The organism is uncultured Altibacter sp. (genome assembly GCF_963972995.1).
Classification (GTDB): Bacteria; Bacteroidota; Bacteroidia; order Flavobacteriales; family Flavobacteriaceae; genus Altibacter.
The window spans coordinates 1-18,399 of record NZ_CAXAXI010000037.1 but is presented as its reverse complement, the minus strand read 5'-3'; the positions used below and the strand labels follow the sequence as shown (position 1 = coordinate 18,399).

Genomic DNA, 18,399 nt, shown 5'->3' with positions numbered 1-18,399 from the left:
TATAATAAGTAGAAGTACCGTCGGAAAGAAAGGTCACTTCAGAAGTAAACCCTGCACAACCAGCCGCATCATCGTTGGAGGCTAATTCGTTCGCAAGGCTACAATCATCATACACCCGTAATACAGTGTCAAAATCGGCTGTACCACAGGTAGAAACGGTTACCAATTGCGGCATTCCGCTTCCTGTAAAGCTGAAAAACTCGTCGTTAGCGGCATTGCCACCACTGTCGCTGTCGTTTATTGTTTCTCCGGATACGACATCACCACAAACCAACGGCAGGGCTCCTGCACAGCCATCGTTTGCTACATTGAAAATATTATATCGTGACACATAGGCGTCATAGAATCCAACTACATTTTGAATATCTTCGGTTGCAAAGGGATCGAAATCCATAGAACTACTTCTAAAAGCTCCCAAGGTAAGTACTTCGTTATTATCGTTAAAGTAGATCTGCCCATCGATCTCCATGTGATCGCCTCCCACACTCCAATGATTCATATAGGTACCGGTTGTTGTGATCTCAAGGAGAAATGCATCCGCTCTTCCGTTGGATACAGTCTCGGCTGTTCCTGCACCCGCGTCAAAGTCGGTCGTACCGTTAAACGATCCTGTGGCGAACAGATTACCGTTCAATCCTTCTGTTACGTCATAGAAATCTTCGAAATCGGTAGTCTCACCTCCTAAAACATAACTAAAGTCATAACTCCCATCCGAATTCAATTTAGTTAAATAGGCATCCCAAGGTCCATTCGAGACAACAGTGTTATCGCCCGCAGTGGGGTCAAGATCGACCGTTCCGCTAAACATACCGCTCACATAGATCCCTGAGCTTAGGTTTTTTATCGATTTTACAATGTCCAGACCGGATCCTCCAAAAGCGTTCCCCCAAATAAAATTACCGTCAATATCCAATTTCGCTGTAAAAATATCATCGCCGCCATTGGAAGTATGGTTATTGGTTCCCGCATTAGGATCGAGATCCACTGTATTTCGGAAACGTCCCGCAATGAGGATATCCTCATTGTCATCAAATTCAATATCTTCAATACTTACAATTCCGGTAGAGGGGAAGGTCTTTACCCAAACAAAATTTCCGTCAGTATCAAGTTTAAGTAAGAAGCCGTCAGGTGAAGAACCGCCTCCGGTAGAAAAGATCTCAACAGTTCCGGTAGGGGAAGGATCGAAATCGGCGAAATTAAAACTACCGCCTATATATACATTTCCATTACTATCTACCTCAATAGATTTCGAATCCTCGTTTACGGCGCCAAACGGATTACTTACTTGTTTCGCCCATACAAAATCGCCATTACTGTCGAGTTTAATGATAAAGCAATCTCTCCTTAGTAAAAAAGAAGGTTGCATCAATTGAAAAACTCCGGGTCCCGGATCGGCATCGAAAGCGTTGCTTCCCGCTCCTTGAAAATATCCTGTTATATAGATATTATCATTTGCATCTACAGCGACATCTACAGCGACATCATCAAATCCACCACCAAATCCTTTTACCCAAACAGGGTTTCCGTCATTGTCGAATTTAGTTAAAAACCCGTCTGCATTTCCGCCGGCCCATGTGATCGTTTCGGAACCAACGGTGATCGTTCCCGAATAAATCCCGGAAGCATAAAGATTTCCGGCACTGTCCATCGCAGAGTGGTAGGGAATCTCAATACCCCCGTCTCCAAATGTAGTCGTGCCAAAGTACTCTTGGGAAATTCCCAGCGCACTCATAAACACACAGTTTAAGATAAGTACTAATTTTTTCATTTTACTATGTTTAAAAGGTTACTAATTAATTATTCTTGATGTTAAATTCCAATCCAATCCCACGTACACTTTCAATACTTATAGCGGGATCATTGCTAAGGCGTTTACGTATCCGGGTAATGAACACATCCATGCTTCTTCCTGAGAAGAAGTCGTTCTTCTTCCAGATGTCCAACAAAATGGCTTCCCGTTTTATCAACTGATTGCGGTGTTGATAGAGATAAAGCAAAACGTTCGCTTCTTTGGCTGTGATCTTTTCGGTTTGTTCGTTGCGGGTCAATTCAAGGTTATGGTAATCGAATTGATAATTCCCTATTTGTATAAGCCCGTCTATTTTAATCTCTTCGGAAGTGATCTGCTGTTTGGCGCGTTTAATGATGTTCTGAAGCCTAAGGATAAGCTCCTCTGCCTCAAAGGGTTTCACGATATAATCGTCGGCACCCAGTTTCAAGCCCTTAATTTTATCTTCCTTTGTTTTCCTTGCGGTAAGGAATAAAAATGGGATCTCAGGATGTGCTTGCACAATCTTTTTCGCGACCGAAAATCCGTCTAATTTAGGCATCATGACATCCAGAATACAGATATCGAATTCTGCCGTTTCAAAAATGGACAAAGCTTCTTCGCCGTCCTTTGCCCATTGGACATCAAACTTATTGAGTTCCAAATACTGCTTCAGCATTATACCAAAATCCTGATCGTCCTCTGCTAATAAGATCCTTCTCATGAAACAATAGGTATTAAAATAATGAATGTAGACCCTTTTCGTTCTTTACTGGTCACATATATGGAGCCATGGTGTGCCTTAATGATCTGGTGTGTATAATACAAGCCCAGTCCCAATCCTTTATAATTATGTGTGTCCTTTTCGCTGACTCGGTAGAACTTGTCGAAAATGAATTTTTGATATTTTTCAGAAATACCGATCCCGTTATCTGTAACGGTGATTCTATGAGAATTCTTAGCCCTGTCTATACTATAGGTTACCACTACACGCGTCCCTCCGTATTTTATGGCATTTGTAAGGAGGTTGATAATGGCAGTACTCAGATAAAACGTATCGGCATTCATAAGAACGCCTGTAGTATCGATCTCTTTTTCAATGGCTACGCCGTTCTGCAAGGAAAGTTTAAAATCCTCCACTACCTGATCTATAAAGAGACTTGCATTAAACGCTTCTTTGGATAACTGAATTTGTTTATACCCCAAGCTACTTTGTAACACTTGGTCGATCAAGCGTTGCAAACGAATATTTTGCCTGTTGATAATAGCTATGGCCTCATTAGTCATCTCAGCATCGCCTTCGGCATGACCGCTTGTTAAGGTTTTGGTGGCTAACGAAAGTGTTGATAAAGGGGTTTTTAACTCGTGTGTAATATTGTTAATAAAATCGGTTTTGATTTCGGCAATTCTTTTTTGCTTCAACAGGTTATGAATGGAATAGTACAACAGACCTACCACAAAAACAAACAACAGCACCGAAATTATGAGCAAACCCGATAATTCTTTTACGATCGCCAATTCCCAATTAAGAATGTTCATGTGAATATGCGATTTGAACTCCAAAAAGAAGGTGTCTTGCATTCCGCTGCGTTCGTAATCGTGATCGATGGTCCAAGTGCTGTTATTTATAAGTATTCCGCCTTCTTCTACAAAATCAGTCCCCAACAAAAGGATTGAATCTTGCCGATTTGCGCCTAAAAGAACTTCCTTGTTTCCAAGCGAATCCGATATGGCAATATAGGAAGCGGTCTTTCTGAATTTTACATCTGCATCAAAACCTGAGGCTGCCATTCCTTCTTCGTACCGATCTATAAACAACAGATTGACGGCCTCCGCTTTCTTTCGCAACTGAAACAATACCTGCTCCTTAGACAGCTTATTGTTCTTATAGGCTTCCAATTGTGTAAGAAAATCATTTCGGTATAACCACATGATTGAATCAACTTCCGGCGCGCTATAAACTTTTGCAATAGCATTTCGCGCATCGACCGTAAAGGTCTTTTTCTTTAGCTCGTAGGTATTATAGATAAGGTATCCTTGGATCGCGGTAAGTGCGATCAATGTTAGGATAGCGCCAAAGATCAATGCTTTAGATTTCAATTGCATGGGTTAAAATTAATATTAAAGTCTTAAAAGGAGGTATTGTTAACTTCCGTTAACTGTACGTTAACTGAAATTAAATACTTCACATCAAAATTATATATGTTTGTTGTAGAGGAGGTTACAGGAACTTCGATTTAAGTTCCGGGGTAGGGATCATGCAGCTTTCCTTTTTACCATACCAGCGATACCGGTTCTTTGCAATATAATCGTAGACCCAATTTCTAATAAATTTTGGCACGATTATAAAGCCATAGAGCAGGGGGTAGGCACCGGAAAGTTCTCTGGCAATACGTAATGCAGCCGAGGATTTCTCGAAACTTCTATTGCCGTCAATAAGAATAATAGAGTCTGTTTTTGAAGTATCTATGCCGTGTTCGTTCACCAACACCATCCCAACATTGCTTTGTAAGGCCGCAAAACGAAATACATCCTTTTTGTCTCGTTTTATAATAAACACAACCGAGCTGTTGCAAAGGTTACACACGCCGTCGAATAAGATTATTTTATGTGCTACTTCGTGGCTCATACTTTTTCCAATTCTTCCATATTGACATTGGTCGTGAACATGCCATAGTTCACGATCGCTTTATTCTTTTCTATCGTATCGATGGTGCCAATGGCTCTTCCATCTATCATACGTACTCGATCACCCACCTTCAAGGCTACTTTGGGTTTTGGAGGGGGTGCTTTTTTTGCCTCTTCCTTTTCAGCTTTCTTCCGTTTTCGTATTACCGCTACCTTTTCTTCAACCTCTTTCTCGGTCACTCGCTTCTTCGCAGTTTCCTTTTGCTTTATTTTAGGAGCAATTTTTTTCCGTTTGCTGTTCTCGACCATGACCAGCTTAAGCAGCTCATCGATAAGGACTTTCTTTTTCTTATTATTAAAATATTTTTCTGAAAGTTGGTCGAATTTTTTCCCGAGACTTATCAACTTCTGATTGGCATCGTACAACTCCTGATAGCTTTCTAACTTCTCTTGTACGCGCGAGTTGATCTCTTCCAATTGCCTGCTCTCTTCTCTGGCCTTTTGCTCTTCAGTCTTCAAGTTTTCTGAAGTCTTGCGAAGTTGGGATCGTTCTTTCTGAAGGTTTGCAATGGTCTTATCAAAACGTACTTTCCCTCGCGCTATCTTTTTCTTTGCTTTATTGATCAAACTATACGGTATCCCATTCTTCTGCGCCACCTCGAAGGTGAATGAACTTCCGGCTTCCCCCAAATGGAGTTTGTAGAGGGGCTCTAAGCTTTTGCTGTCAAATTGCATATTTGCGTTCATCGCGAACGGCAGTTCATTTGCCAAAAGCTTCAGGTTGGTATAATGGGTTGTAATGATACCAAATGCCTCCCGTTCGTAGAACACTTCCAGGAACGTTTCAGCCAAGGCTCCTCCTAATTCAGGATCGCTTCCGGTTCCAAACTCGTCAATAAGAAAAAGCGTGTTCTCGTTGCATTTTTTCAAGAACTGGTTCATCTTTTTAAGTCGGTAACTATAGGTGCTTAGATGATTTTCGATGGATTGGTTGTCACCAATATCGGTTAATACCTTGTCGAAATAACACAACTCGCTTTGTGGATCGGCCGGAATAAGCATCCCACTCTGCAACATCACTTGCAACAAGCCTACAGTCTTTAAGGTAATACTTTTCCCGCCGGCGTTGGGTCCCGAGATCACGATAATTCGCTTTTTCGGATCCAGCTCTATGGTCTGCGGATAGGTAGTTTCTTTGCGTTTACGGTTGGAAATTAAAAGTAGCGGGTGATATGCCTTTTGAAGGAGGATGTGTTTTTCTGAAGTGATTCTGGGCAAGACAGCATCGATCCCATTTGCATATTTGGCTTTGGCTGAAAGCGTATCGATCGCGATCAAATAATCTTGAAACGTTGAAAGCAATTCAGAAAAAGGACGTATCGTTTCGGTAAGTGCTTTAAGGATTCTCTTGATCTCCTCTTGTTCCTCATAGAGCAAATTGCTCAATTCATTGGCAAAATCCAAAGTTTCCTGAGGTTCGATATAAACAATACTTCCTGTTTTTGAACTCCCAAGTACAGCACCTTTTACTTTACGGCGATGCATTGCTTTTACTGCGAGTACCCTTCTGTTTTCAACGATGGTCTCTTTGATGTCATCGAGATAATCAGACTGCCCGTAACGACTCAGCGCTTTGGTGAACGAAGAATTGATCTGGCTGCGCACCACCCGCAATCGTTGTCGGATCTCGTACAGATCCGTTGAAGCATCGTCCTTTAGCTCACCGTACCTGTCGATCACTGCACTAATAGCGTCACCAATATGGGGCGTATGGTGAATCGCTTCAGAAAAATCATTGAGATAGGTATAGAATTCCTCGTATTTCTTAAAAAATGCAAGAAGTATCTTGGTTGTTTCTGAAAGGGTCAAAATTCGCCTAAAACCCGAAACATCCAAGCTGCTATTCTCTATCTCCAACATTCGAAGCTCCCTAAAGATAGGATCGAAACCATGATTGGGAATTGGATTGTCGCCCTCTAAAGACGCCTTAAATTCTCGAACACGATGTAACTCGGGCGCTATGTCCTCCTTATTCTTGAACGGCCTAATGCCGAGCACAGTTTCGCTCCCGGGTTCTGTGACACAGAAGGTTGCGATCTGTTTCAAAACAGCCGGGAATTCTAAGTCTTCTAAAGTTTTTTTATCGATGCGGATCATTCCCCGGGTTTCTTGTAATTTTACATGAAGGTAGCACAAAAGTACTAATAATGGACGTAAAAATTGAAGCCGGCTGGAAGGAAGCATTACAGGATGAGTTTAACAAGAAGTACTTCCGGGAACTAACGAGCTTCGTAAGGCAGGAATACAAAACACACAGGTGTTTCCCTCCAGGAAATCAAATATTCTCGGCATTCATGCACACACCCTTTCATAAGGTGAAAGTTGTGATCCTGGGTCAGGATCCGTATCACGGACCGGGTCAGGCTAATGGTCTGTGCTTCTCTGTGACAGAGGGTACCGCAAAGCCTCCATCGCTACAAAATATCTTTCAGGAGCTACATACAGATGTAAAAAGACCGATCCCTCAATCCGGTAATCTCCAACCGTGGGCAGATCAGGGCGTATTATTGCTTAATGCTACATTAACCGTGCGGGCACATCAAGCCGGAAGTCATCAAAATAAAGGCTGGGAACAGTTTACGGATGCAGTCATTGAAAGCCTTTCTGAAAAAAGGAAAGGGCTGGTGTTTTTATTATGGGGCGGCTATGCCAAACGAAAAGGAGCGAAGATAGATACATCAAAACATTTGGTATTAAGCAGTGGACATCCATCACCACTAAGCGCTAACAGAGGCTATTGGTTTGGAAACAAACATTTCAGTAAAACAAACAATTATTTAAAAGAAAATGGGCAAAGGCCCATAGATTGGTAGTATTGAAAAATCCCGGAAGAAGCGGGGAGGAACTAGTCTATTCTTCTTCGGGTACTTCAGACTCGGAGGCGTCGTTACAGCTAAATTGTAACAACAAGAAGTTAGTTACAAGCAAGGCCCCCAATACGATTAAAAATGTATACATATCTCTTACTTTTATAGTACAAAGATGCACGGATGCTTTATAGGTTGCGTCTTGTGGTAATTTATTTTTAAAAAGTATGTAAGATCCTGTCCGGCAACAACTTATTTTTTATAAGATCGAGCTTTTGTAATTGAGATTGAATACGTTCTACTTGTATTTCGGTTAAATTTTCCTGACTCCACTCCGTCAAGCGTAACCATTCTTCTACATCCTGTAACTGCTGTCCATAGCGATGAGCGATCATAGTTGCAATTTCAGGTATTTCTTTAAAATGAGCTGTGGTACGATTAATAATAGCCAAAATATCTTGAACAGCTTGACCATGTGAGGTTATAAATTCATTGCGCACTGCGATCACAAAACAAGGCCAAGGCGTTGGGCATTCACCCAGAATTCGGAATGGGCCGTCATCAACATACGGTTTCGTGGTGAATTTTTCCCACATAAAGTAGTCGCCTTGTCCTTTGGGCAAGCCCTCCAAAGCGCCCTCTAGATCACCAATGACTTTAAACTTAAGATCCTTTTCCATGTCCCATCCTTGATCTTCGGCATGTACATAGGCCATGAGATGCGAGCCCGACCCGAAACGACTTATCGCAGCATGCGTACCCCGAAGATCCTCAACCTTTGTGTAAGACGCCGTATCGGCTACGTGAATGCCCCATATAAGTGGAGACTTCACAAAAACCTGAACGATACTGCTGGGATTTCCTTTTACAATATCACGAATGATCCCTTCGGTAAGGATCACAGCCATATCGATCTCTCCCGAGCGAAGTGCCTTATTCATTTGTCCGGTTCCTCCCGAAAAATCCTTCCAACGAAGATTGACACCTTTTTCTTGGTATTCCTTGTTCTTAAGGGTAAGATACCATGGTAGATTGAAATGTTCGGGAACGCCGCCTATGGTAATCGTTTTCATGATACAAGTACGTCAAGGGTATGTTGAACAAGCTTGTGAATGGCTTCCTTGGGCTTACTACTAAACTGTCCGTTAGGGCGATTGGCCAGGATTGCGTTTAAGGAGATGGCACGATGCCCCAATAACTTTGACATTCCGTAGATTCCTGCTGTTTCCATTTCCAGATTGGTAATTTTTCTTCCCTTATAATTAAAGGAAGCGATTTTATCGTTAAGAAACGGATCTTGAAGCGCTAAACGTAGTACACGGCCCTGTGGACCATAGAAACCAACGTTGGTGGTCGTAAATCCATTTTGTATGTTTTCTGAAGCAAACTTCGTTAAGAGATCGGTGTCGGCATGCACAACATACGGATGGGATTTTTGAACGCTCCATTGTGTATGCTTCATAAACGCTTCGGAAACTTCTGTGTCTAAGAATGTAGTGTTTCCGTAGAAATGAAGCAACGTATCAAACCCCATGGCAAGTTCGCTCACCAACATACTGTCCACAGCAATCTCCGGCTGAAGTGCCCCGGAAGTACCAATACGAATAATATCCAGTGGTGTGTGAGTCTCTTTTACGGTACGCGACTCAAAATCAATATTGACCAACGCATCCAATTCGTTAAAAACAATATCGATATTGTCGGTTCCAATACCCGTTGAAAGGACAGAAATACGTTTTCCGCGATAGGTCCCGGTGTGTGTTTTAAATTCCCGGTGAAAGGCTTTTAAATCGATGGTATCGAAATAGTCTGAAACCAGATCGACCCGATCCGGGTCACCAACCACGATAACCGTAGTTGCCAAATCCTCAGGTTTTAAATTAAGATGATAGATACTGCCATCGGGATTAAGGATGAGTTCAGACGCTGCTATTCGTTTACTTTGGTTATCCTCCAACACGTTTTGTTTTAAATCCTTTTTCCTGAAGGAAGGTCATGATCTTATCACGATAATCACCCTGAATAATGATCTGTTCATTTTTGAAACTGCCGCCAACACTCAACAATTGTTTGATCTCTTTCGCTAATTGCTTGAAGTCACTATCGGCTCCGGTATACCCTTCGATAATGGTAATGGGTTTTCCCTTGCGTTTTTCGTATTTACAAAGAAGTGGCTCGTCCTGCATCCATACGGTCGTCTCGGGTGTTTCTTCAGGTACTTCTGAAGGCTCGTGATCCGGAAAAAGTTGCTTTAGTTGATCTTGTAGGTCCATTATTTTTTGATCAATCCGATTTCTACCAAGCGCTGACGAAGGAACTCACCGGCCGTAATGTCCTCATAGGCTTTCGGGTGTTCCTCGTCTATACATTCGTCCAAACAATTCAACTTCATATCGCTGCGTGGATGCATAAAGAAAGGGATAGAATAGCGTGGCGTGTCCCATTGGTCCCGCGGCGGATTTACCACTCGGTGGATCGTAGAGCGTAATTTATTATTGGTGTGACGCTCTAACATATCACCCACATTGATCACCAATTCATCTTCCTGCGGAATGGCATCGATCCATACTCCGTCTTTTCGAAGCACTTGTAATCCTCCCGTAGAGGCTCCCATTAAAAGAGTAATGAGGTTGATATCGCCATGAGCACCTGCGCGAACGGCTCCTTTAGGCTCTTCGGTGATAGGAGGGTAATGGATGGGGCGTAAAATGCTGTTCCCGTTGGTGGCCCAATGATCAAAGTAATGCTCATCCAATCCAATATAGAGTGCTAAGGCGCGTAGCACATAAATGCCGGTCTTTTCCAGCATACGGTACGCTTCCATACCGGTAGCATTAAAGTTAGGAAGTTCACTAACAACTACGTTGTCCGGGTAGGCTTCAGGAAGATTAGCATCTTCAGAGGCTTCTTGTCCAAAATGCCAGAACTCTTTTAGATCGCCTTCCTTTTTACCTTTGGCGTGTTCTTTTCCGAAGGAAACATAACCACGCTGACCTCCTAGACCTTCGATCTCATACTTTTCCTTTGTTTCAACAGGCAATGCGAAGAATGATTTTACTTCTTTATAGAGGTTTTCTACCAGAACATCACTTAAAAAGTGATTCTTTAGAGAAACAAAGCCTATCTCTTCGTATGCACGACCAATTTCATTGACGAACTTTTGTTTTCTATCGGGATCGCCGGAAATAAAATCGGCAAGATCTACACTGGGTATATTATTCATAAGACGTATTGTTAACGGTACAAAGATACCAAAATACAGGCGCATTTCCATACATAAAAAATCTACTTTATTTCGTGGTCTCACTCGCTTTTTTTCTACTTTTGGAGTTTGTAACCCATACTCATGAAAACTCAGACTGCAGCGCATACCCATTTCGATTTTTCCAATCACGACCTCGACAACACAACACTTATCTCCCTTTATAAAGCCATGCTAAAACCTCGATTGATCGAGGAAAAAATGCTTATTCTCCTACGACAAGGAAAGATATCCAAATGGTTTAGCGGCATTGGTCAGGAAGCGATCTCTATAGGCGTAACGGCGGTACTTGATAAAGAAGAATACATCCTTCCCATGCACCGAAATTTGGGCGTATTTACCTCGCGTGATATTCCACTACACAGACTTTTCTCACAATGGCAGGGTAAAGCGAACGGATTTACGAAGGGAAGAGACCGTAGTTTTCATTTTGGGACACAGGAATTCAAGATCATAGGGATGATCTCCCATCTCGGACCACAATTTGGCGTGGCCGATGGGATCGCTTTGGGGAATATACTTAAAAAGAACAATCAGGTATGTGCTGTTTTTACCGGCGAAGGCGGCACCAGTGAAGGAGATATTCATGAAGCTCTAAATGTGGCTTCCGTGTGGCAATTACCTGTCTTGTTTTGTGTAGAGAACAATGGCTACGGACTTTCAACTCCTACACGCGAACAGTATTTTTGTGAACATATTGCCGATCGCGGAAAAGGATACGGGATGGAATCGCACATATTTGAAGGCAATAACATTATTGAGGTCTATACAAAGCTCCGGACAATCGTTGAAAGCATGCGAAAGGAACCCCGACCTGTGCTAATAGAGTTTAAGACCTTTAGGATGCGGGGCCATGAAGAGGCCAGTGGTACCAAATACGTGCCCCAAGATTTGATGGACCAATGGGCGGCGAAGGATCCATTGGAGAACTATGCTGAATACTTGCGGAATGCTGCTATTTTAACCGAAGAAGACGAAGTCGCATTCAAGTCGGAAATCGTACGAGAGATCAATGAACATCTGGACATTGCATTTGAGGAAGCAGAAATAGAAGCTATTGAAAGCAATGAACTAAATGACGTGTATAAAGAGTTTGTATATCAAGAAGTTAAAGCGAATATAGAAACTGAAGAATTGCGTTTAATAGATGCCATTTCACAAGGATTGCGACAATCCATGGAACGGCATGACAACCTAGTACTTATGGGGCAGGACATCGCCGAATACGGAGGTGTCTTTAAGATTACGGAAGGTTTTGTGGATGCCTTTGGAAAAGAACGAGTGCGCAATACACCTATATGTGAATCGGCCATTGTTTCTGCTGCCATGGGACTTTCGATCACCGGATTTAAAGCCATGGTCGAAATGCAGTTCGCAGATTTCGTAACTTCGGGCTTTAATCCTATTATCAACTACCTGGCAAAATCTCATTACCGCTGGAATGAAAAGGCCGATGTGGTCATTCGGATGCCATGTGGTGCAGGCGTAGGCGCAGGCCCGTTCCATAGTCAGACAAACGAGGCTTGGTTTACACATACACCGGGACTTAAAGTAGTGTATCCGGCATTCCCGTATGACGCAAAAGGACTTTTAGCGACCAGTATCGAAGATCCTAATCCGGTCTTGTTCTTTGAACACAAGGCTTTATACCGAAGTGTTCGCCAACAAGTGCCAACCAACTACTATACATTGCCATTGGGCAAGGCAGCTCTGTTACAGGAAGGAAATGACGTTACCGTAATTACCTACGGTGCCGGCGTACATTGGACCTTAGATACCTTAGCGCAACTTCCCGATGTGAAGGCAGATGTTCTGGACCTTCGCACCTTGTTACCGCTGGATACGGAAGCGATCTATACTTCCGTAAAGAAGACAGGAAAAGTGATCATCCTACAGGAAGATTCCTTGTTCGGAGGTATTGCTTCAGATATTTCAGCATTAATCTCGGAAAATTGTTTTCAGTATTTAGATGCACCAATAAAGCGTGTGGCGAGCTTGGAAACACCTATTCCGTTTGCCAGTCAATTGGAAGCACAATACCTTCCGAAGAGAAAATTCAAACAACATTTACTGGATTTATTGCATTATTAATATTTTAACATTTGTTGTTAAACTTTAAACAAAGATTCTTCACCACATTTTTTGTTGCGTACCTTAGTATCATACTAATCATTAAAAACACAAAATTATGGTACGCTGGATTATTATCTTTTTAGTTATTGCACTTATTGCAGCCGTTTTTGGATTTGGAGGTATTGCTGAAGGAGCAGCCGACATCGCCAAGATCATCTTTTACATCTTTATTGTCTTGTTGGTAATCTCATTACTCTCAAGATTATTTAGAAGATAGAAACATTTAACCTAACATAAACCTATAACACATGAGAAAAATACTTGTATTGGCTGTATTTGCAGCCGTAGCATTTGCATGCGGAACACCCAAGACTGTTCAAGAATCACGTAAAGTCATTAAAGGCTATTGGTCTTTGGACGAGATATCGTACAACAAGTCCGGCACCTTTAATGTAACGCTCTTTAGCGATACGTCTAAAGAATGTTTCGAGGGAAGTACTTGGCGATTTATTCCAAATAACAATACCGGAGTCTATACCATAAACAATGGGAATTGTCCGTCCGGTGATCGAAATTTTATTTTTGATATCCAAGAGATGGATCCTAGTAGTGGTTTATACGACTTCTTGTTAAAGCCAACCAACGCCAAGGGGAAATCTGAGAACAGCATAGGTTTCCGAGTGCGACTGTCTCAATTAAACGAATCTTCTATGAAATGGGAGCAGACAGTTACATTAGACGGAGCGCCCTTCAAAATATATATGAACTTTTCTAAAATCGAAGAATAACATGAAAACAAGAATGAAACAAATAGCAACCATGCTCGCAGCAATCGTACTCGTTATGGGTATGTCTAGCTGTGAAGCCACCAGAAACGCAAATAACAAACAAAAAGGTGCCGTTATTGGTGCTGCCGGTGGGGCCATCTTAGGTGCCATTATTGGTAATAATGTTGGAAAAGGGGGTAATGGAGAACTCGGTGCCGTTGTAGGTGGTGTTGTTGGAGGTACTGCAGGTGTCCTTATTGGTGCTAAAATGGATAAGCAAGCTAAGGAGATCGAAAATGAGATCCCCGGTGCCCAGGTAGAACGTGTGGACGATGGTATCGTTGTCACTTTCGATGAGAACAGCGGTGTGTATTTTGACACAAATAAATACAATATCAATGCAGCTTCTCAGGCAACCTTGGATAAATTAACAGGAATTCTTCGGGAATACCCGGATACCAATGTATTGGTCGTAGGTCATACAGACAGTGTGGGTGCGGATGAATACAATATGAAGTTATCTGAGCAGAGAGCGTATGCGGTAACCAATTATTTCACGCAAACAAAGGGACTTAGTGCAAGTCGTTTTACAACGAACTGGTATGGAGAACAAGCGCCTGTTGCAGACAACAGTACCGCCGAAGGTCGTGCGAAGAACCGACGTGTGAACATTGTCATTGTTCCCAATGAGAAAATGAAGCAAGAAGCTCAAAATGAAGCACAAGGCAATTAACCTTCAACTTCAATAACTATAAATCCCATATACAACCGTGTATGGGATTTTTTTATGCCGAAAAAAACTCCGTTCTTTAAATAATGACTCACGACACAACTTGGGAGGTGCTTATTATTGGTGGTGGTTTGGCCGGACTCACCGCGGCCTTACATCTGTCCCGTACGGGTCGACAAGTATTAGTTATTGAGAAATATGGGTATCCCCACCATAAGGTCTGCGGCGAATATATTTCCAATGAAGTTCTACCGTATCTAAATCGGTTGGGCATCGATCCGTTTGCCATTGAAGCTAAGTCGATCTCTAAGTTTCAAATTAGTACAAAGAACGGACATACGTTGGAGACAGAGCTCCCACAAGGCGGTTTTGGAATAAGTCGGTTTGCATTTGATGCCTTACTCTACGAACATGTACTCAAACAAGCAACCGTTGCATTCGATACCGTCGAAAACCTAAGCTTTGATGACAATGTTTTTGATGTACGTACTCAAAACGGAAATGCGTATAAAGCTTCCTTTGTTTTGGGTGCTTTCGGAAAAAGATCCAATTTGGACGGTCTGTTGGATCGCCCCTTTATGAAGCAAAAATCTCCTTGGCTTGCGGTAAAAGCGCATTACAACTATGCATTCCCGGAAGACACCGTGGCATTACACAATTTTGAAGGAGGCTACTGCGGACTTTCGATGACCGAAACGAACGTGGTGAATGCGTGCTACCTAACCACCTTTAGATCGTTTAAGCGATTCAAAACCATCCCCGATTTTCAGAAGGAAGTTATGTCAGAGAATCCGCATATAAAAAAATTTTTTACGGAAGCCGAGCTTGTTTTCGAAAAACCACTTGCCATCAGTCAGATTTCATTTCAATCCAAGCAACCTGTCGAGAATCATATTTTTATGATAGGAGATAGTGCAGGCTTGATACACCCCCTTTGCGGCAATGGAATGGCCATGGCTATACATGCTGCAAAAATTTTTTCAGAATTATACTTGGATTACACGAAAACGAAGCAAACCGATAGAACTGTTCTGGAGAATGCATACAGAAGCGCATGGCAAACCGCATTTTCTAAACGCTTGCGCACCGGCCGTAGGATACAATCCATGTTGCTGCAGCCTATCGTGAGCAGGATGGGGTTCAAGGTAGCAACGACCTTTCCAAGGTTGGTCCCGGCGCTCATACAACAAACACACGGCGAACCTTTTTAAATGGTAACATACAGTTCTAAATATCGATCCACAGCACCGGAAATTATGGACAGCTTTGAACTGCAAGGGGAGGAGATGAAGTTTTTATTAACCGACCTCAAGACCATCAATACGTATTTGGGTGGCACCTCGGTTACGTTGGACGGCTTAAAAGTTCTCTTGCGATCACACCCAAAGGATCGTTTAGTAACGATCGTGGATATGGGCTGTGGAGATGGAGAGATCCTACGGAGTTGTGCAGCTTTTGCTGAAGAGAACAACTACCGGTTCCAATTGATAGGTGTTGATGCGAATAGCCATATTCTGAAGGAAGCAAGGATCCGTTCCGGCAAGCATTCTTCCATTACGTTTCTAGAACTGGATGTATTTTCTGAAGCAATGCAAAAAATAGAATGCGATATCGTCCTCTGTACCTTGTTCTTACATCATTTTAGTCGAAACGACATTATAAAACTCTTGACAAATTGTGTGCATAATGCGAAAGTTGGGGTGATCATTAACGACTTACACCGCAGCAGATGGGCATTTTGGCTGTTTGGTATATTTAGCAGATTGTTTATAAATACGCGTACGGCGCGACATGACGGACTTGTTTCTATTGCCCGTGGTTTCAAAAGAAAGGATATAAAAAACATGCAGAAACACTTTCCGAATACGGAACAACGAGTACGCTGGAAATGGGCATTCCGATATCAATGGATCATCAAATCAAACAAATGAGTGTAAAGATCACAACTGTTGCAACACAACTACCACCCTATACCCGAGTGACCCGGGAAATACTGCCTTTCGTAGAAGCTTGGCTGGAGGGGCAGGAACCACGGTTCAAACGTAAGGTCATAAAGATTTTTGAAGGAGCCGGGGTCGACAGAAGGTATTCCATTATGGATGCTCATGAGGTGTTCGCAGCGACCTCATTTGAGGAACGCAACGATATCTATGTCAGGGAAGTGCGTAAGCTAGGGAGACGATCGCTGGAAAAGGCGTTAGAAAAAGCATCGTGGAATCCTACGGATATCGATTTCCTTATCACCGTGAGTTGTACCGGGATCATGATCCCTTCGGTAGACGCCTATCTCATCAACGATTTGAAGATGCGACAGGACGTGGTGCGTTTACCCGTTACTGAAATGGGATGTGCGGCAGGGGTTTCGGGAGTAATTTACGCACACAATTTCCTAAAAGCAAATCCCGGAAAAAGAGCGGCCGTTGTGGCCATCGAATCGCCTACGGCCACCTTTCAACTCAATGATTACTCTATGGTGAATATCGTAAGTGCGGCTATTTTTGGCGATGGAGCGGCCTGCGTTCTGATGTCTTCAAACGAGAAGGATACGGGTCCCAAGATACTTGATGATGAAATGTATCACTTTTACGATGCAACTTCCATGATGGGGTTCAAACTAGTAAATACCGGTTTGCAAATGATTTTGGACAAGTCGGTGCCCGAAACCATAGCCGCGCATTTTCCAAAGATTGTGCATCCTTTCTTGGCCAAGAACGGCAAATCGATTGAAGACGTAGCGCACCTCATCTTTCACCCCGGGGGAAGAAAGATCGTAGAAACCGTAGAAGACCTTTTTGGAAGTCTTGACAAAAACATTGAGGATACAAAAGAAGTTCTTACCTTGTATGGGAATATGAGCAGTGCCACAGTGTTGTATGTTCTGGAACGGTTTATGGCTCGCGATATACCCGCCGGCGAACTAGGTCTCATGCTAAGTTTTGGACCCGGATTTTCAGCACAACGGGTATTGCTTGAGTTTTGAAATTGCTTATGGAGATCAAATCAAAAAAAAAGAAAGGAGAGGAAAAACCTTCAAAAGGATCATCGATACACCACAAGGTGACTAATAATATGCCCTGGGCTTTAATCTTAGGCGGAAGTAGTGGTCTGGGACTTGCAAGTGCCAAGAAACTGGCAGCGCACGGCTATAATATCTGTATTGTACATCGCGATCGTAAAAGCAGACTGGATGATTTGGAAGTTGCGTTTTCCGAAATGATCGCCCACGGTGTTCGTGTTATCAATTTCAACAAGGATGCGCTTCAGAAAGAAAACCGAAAAAAGATCATCGATCAACTTCCCAAACAGCGTGTAAAAGTGTTGATACACAGTGTGGCAAAGGGAAGTCTGAAACCCATGAGCGGTCCCGGAACTAAGGCCCTTTCAAAAGAAGATATCGATATCACACTTCATGCCATGGGCTCCAGTTGGTATGAATGGACGCGAGCTCTTATAGATGCAGATTGTTTTTCAAAAAACGCCCGAAACATTGCTTTTACCAGTGAAGGCAATTCCAAAGCTTGGCCCGGATATGGAGCTGTATCGGCGGCAAAAGCCACTTTAGAAGCGCTCATGCGCAACATGGCGGTCGAACTGGCGCCCTTGGATATTACGACCAATTGCATACAGGCAGGAACTACGGAAACACCTTCTTTCTTAATGATACCCGGCAGTGATACATTGGCAAAGATGGCAAAGAAACGAAATCCTTTTAAACGCTTAACGCGGCCGGAAGATGTAGCCAATGCGGTGTATCTCTTATGCAGTGACGAAGCGAAATGGATTAACGGAACCGTCTTAACGGTAGATGGAGGTGAAAGTATTCGCTAATGCAAGCTTCCTTCAAAGACATATTGGACCACTTGCCGTACACCGAACCTTTCCTGTTCGTAGATGCCTTAGAGGTTGTTTCTGAAGAGGGCGTTACCGGTACCTATCAATTTAAGGAAGATGCGTTTTTTTATAAAGGTCATTTTAAGGATTTCCCCGTGACACCGGGCGTGATCCTCACCGAATGTATGGCACAGATCGGTGTGGTATGCTTAGGTATATTTTTAACGGACTCCGTCGCAACAAACAATGCCATGATCGCATTGAGCCATCATGAGGTCATGTATTACAAGGCTGTTGCACCGGGAGAAACGGTGACAGTCACGTCTAAGAAAATATACTTCAGGTTCAATAAATTGAAATGTAAGGTTCAAATGCGAAATGTGTCCGGGGCACTCGTCTGTGAAGGAACCATTTCAGGGATGCTACAAATAAGATCTTCATGAGAAAGCGCGTCGTTATAACAGGTTTGGGAG

The 18,399-nt window shown here is 42.8% G+C and carries 19 protein-coding genes; 10 read left to right on the top strand and 9 right to left on the bottom strand.

From position 1 onward, the window contains the following. The 5 genes from AACZ11_RS12040 to AACZ11_RS12020 all read right to left on the bottom strand — a co-directional run. Positions 1 to 1,768, bottom strand: a 1,768-nt coding sequence (locus AACZ11_RS12040) for a hypothetical protein (protein WP_339832595.1), incomplete at its 3' end; no start/stop codon positions are given. Positions 1,769 to 1,793: 25 nt separating this feature from the next. Continuing rightward, complete coding sequence (locus AACZ11_RS12035; protein ID WP_290625557.1) at positions 1,794 to 2,492, bottom strand: response regulator transcription factor; 699 nt, start codon at positions 2,490 to 2,492, stop codon at positions 1,794 to 1,796. Next, on the bottom strand, positions 2,489 to 3,874 hold the full coding sequence (locus tag AACZ11_RS12030; protein ID WP_290625555.1) for a HAMP domain-containing sensor histidine kinase: 1,386 nt from the start codon (positions 3,872 to 3,874) through the stop codon (positions 2,489 to 2,491). The genes AACZ11_RS12035 and AACZ11_RS12030 overlap by 4 nt, the downstream gene beginning before the upstream one ends. Before the next feature lie 115 nt (positions 3,875 to 3,989). After that, the gene (locus tag AACZ11_RS12025) at positions 3,990 to 4,397 is read right to left on the bottom strand and encodes a thiol-disulfide oxidoreductase DCC family protein (protein ID WP_290625553.1); all 408 of its coding nucleotides are present in this window, start codon (positions 4,395 to 4,397) and stop codon (positions 3,990 to 3,992) included. Then, positions 4,394 to 6,553 carry a DNA mismatch repair protein MutS gene (locus AACZ11_RS12020; RefSeq protein ID WP_290625551.1) on the bottom strand — a complete coding sequence of 720 codons (2,160 nt, stop codon included), beginning with the start codon at positions 6,551 to 6,553 and terminating at the stop codon, positions 4,394 to 4,396. The genes AACZ11_RS12025 and AACZ11_RS12020 overlap by 4 nt, the downstream gene beginning before the upstream one ends. Positions 6,554 to 6,603: 50 nt before the next feature. On the opposite strand from AACZ11_RS12020, the gene AACZ11_RS12015 reads away from it, so the two are divergent. Continuing rightward, a complete protein-coding gene (locus AACZ11_RS12015) occupies positions 6,604 to 7,269 on the top strand; it encodes a uracil-DNA glycosylase (protein ID WP_290625549.1) in 666 nt (221 codons plus the stop codon). 212 nt (positions 7,270 to 7,481) lie between these two features. Here the strand turns inward: AACZ11_RS12015 and AACZ11_RS12010 are convergent, their stop codons facing one another. From AACZ11_RS12010 to AACZ11_RS11995, 4 genes are read right to left on the bottom strand one after another with little or no spacing between them, the layout of a single operon-like run. Further along, on the bottom strand, positions 7,482 to 8,336 hold the full coding sequence (locus AACZ11_RS12010) for a substrate-binding domain-containing protein (RefSeq protein ID WP_290625547.1): 855 nt from the start codon (positions 8,334 to 8,336) through the stop codon (positions 7,482 to 7,484). Beyond that, complete coding sequence (locus AACZ11_RS12005; protein WP_290625545.1) at positions 8,333 to 9,220, bottom strand: nucleoside phosphorylase; 888 nt, start codon at positions 9,218 to 9,220, stop codon at positions 8,333 to 8,335. Before AACZ11_RS12005 ends, AACZ11_RS12010 begins: the two co-directional genes overlap by 4 nt. Then, complete coding sequence (locus AACZ11_RS12000; protein WP_290625543.1) at positions 9,210 to 9,536, bottom strand: translation initiation factor; 327 nt, start codon at positions 9,534 to 9,536, stop codon at positions 9,210 to 9,212. The genes AACZ11_RS12005 and AACZ11_RS12000 overlap by 11 nt, the downstream gene beginning before the upstream one ends. Then, positions 9,536 to 10,486: a 2-oxoglutarate and iron-dependent oxygenase domain-containing protein gene (locus tag AACZ11_RS11995; RefSeq protein WP_290625541.1), complete on the bottom strand. Its 951-nt coding sequence runs from the start codon at positions 10,484 to 10,486 to the stop codon at positions 9,536 to 9,538. The genes AACZ11_RS12000 and AACZ11_RS11995 overlap by 1 nt, the downstream gene beginning before the upstream one ends. Positions 10,487 to 10,609: 123 nt before the next feature. On the opposite strand from AACZ11_RS11995, the gene AACZ11_RS11990 reads away from it, so the two are divergent. From AACZ11_RS11990 to AACZ11_RS11950, 9 genes are all read left to right on the top strand, one after another. Beyond that, positions 10,610 to 12,616, top strand: coding sequence for a dehydrogenase E1 component subunit alpha/beta (locus AACZ11_RS11990; protein WP_290625539.1), 2,007 nt, complete (start codon positions 10,610 to 10,612; stop codon positions 12,614 to 12,616). A 97-nt stretch (positions 12,617 to 12,713) separates the two neighbouring features. Beyond that, the gene (locus AACZ11_RS11985; RefSeq protein ID WP_034258206.1) at positions 12,714 to 12,875 is read left to right on the top strand and encodes a DUF1328 domain-containing protein; all 162 of its coding nucleotides are present in this window, start codon (positions 12,714 to 12,716) and stop codon (positions 12,873 to 12,875) included. 31 nt (positions 12,876 to 12,906) lie between these two features. Next, complete coding sequence (locus tag AACZ11_RS11980; RefSeq protein ID WP_290625533.1) at positions 12,907 to 13,386, top strand: lipocalin family protein; 480 nt, start codon at positions 12,907 to 12,909, stop codon at positions 13,384 to 13,386. Between the two features lie 13 nt (positions 13,387 to 13,399). Then, positions 13,400 to 14,098: an OmpA family protein gene (locus tag AACZ11_RS11975; protein WP_290625531.1), complete on the top strand. Its 699-nt coding sequence runs from the start codon at positions 13,400 to 13,402 to the stop codon at positions 14,096 to 14,098. Between the two features lie 83 nt (positions 14,099 to 14,181). Further along, positions 14,182 to 15,306 (top strand): NAD(P)/FAD-dependent oxidoreductase, encoded by a 1,125-nt coding sequence (locus AACZ11_RS11970; protein ID WP_290625529.1) that lies wholly within the window; start codon positions 14,182 to 14,184, stop codon positions 15,304 to 15,306. Beyond that, complete coding sequence (locus AACZ11_RS11965) at positions 15,307 to 16,026, top strand: methyltransferase domain-containing protein (protein WP_290625527.1); 720 nt, start codon at positions 15,307 to 15,309, stop codon at positions 16,024 to 16,026. Continuing rightward, a complete protein-coding gene (locus tag AACZ11_RS11960; protein WP_290625525.1) occupies positions 16,023 to 17,075 on the top strand; it encodes a type III polyketide synthase in 1,053 nt (350 codons plus the stop codon). Before AACZ11_RS11965 ends, AACZ11_RS11960 begins: the two co-directional genes overlap by 4 nt. An 8-nt stretch (positions 17,076 to 17,083) precedes the next feature. Beyond that, entirely contained in the window at positions 17,084 to 17,923 is an 840-nt protein-coding gene (locus AACZ11_RS11955; protein WP_339832583.1) for an SDR family oxidoreductase, read from the top strand. Beyond that, positions 17,923 to 18,369: a hydroxymyristoyl-ACP dehydratase gene (locus tag AACZ11_RS11950; RefSeq protein WP_290625521.1), complete on the top strand. Its 447-nt coding sequence runs from the start codon at positions 17,923 to 17,925 to the stop codon at positions 18,367 to 18,369. The genes AACZ11_RS11955 and AACZ11_RS11950 overlap by 1 nt, the downstream gene beginning before the upstream one ends. The last annotated feature ends 30 nt before the right edge of the window (positions 18,370 to 18,399 follow it).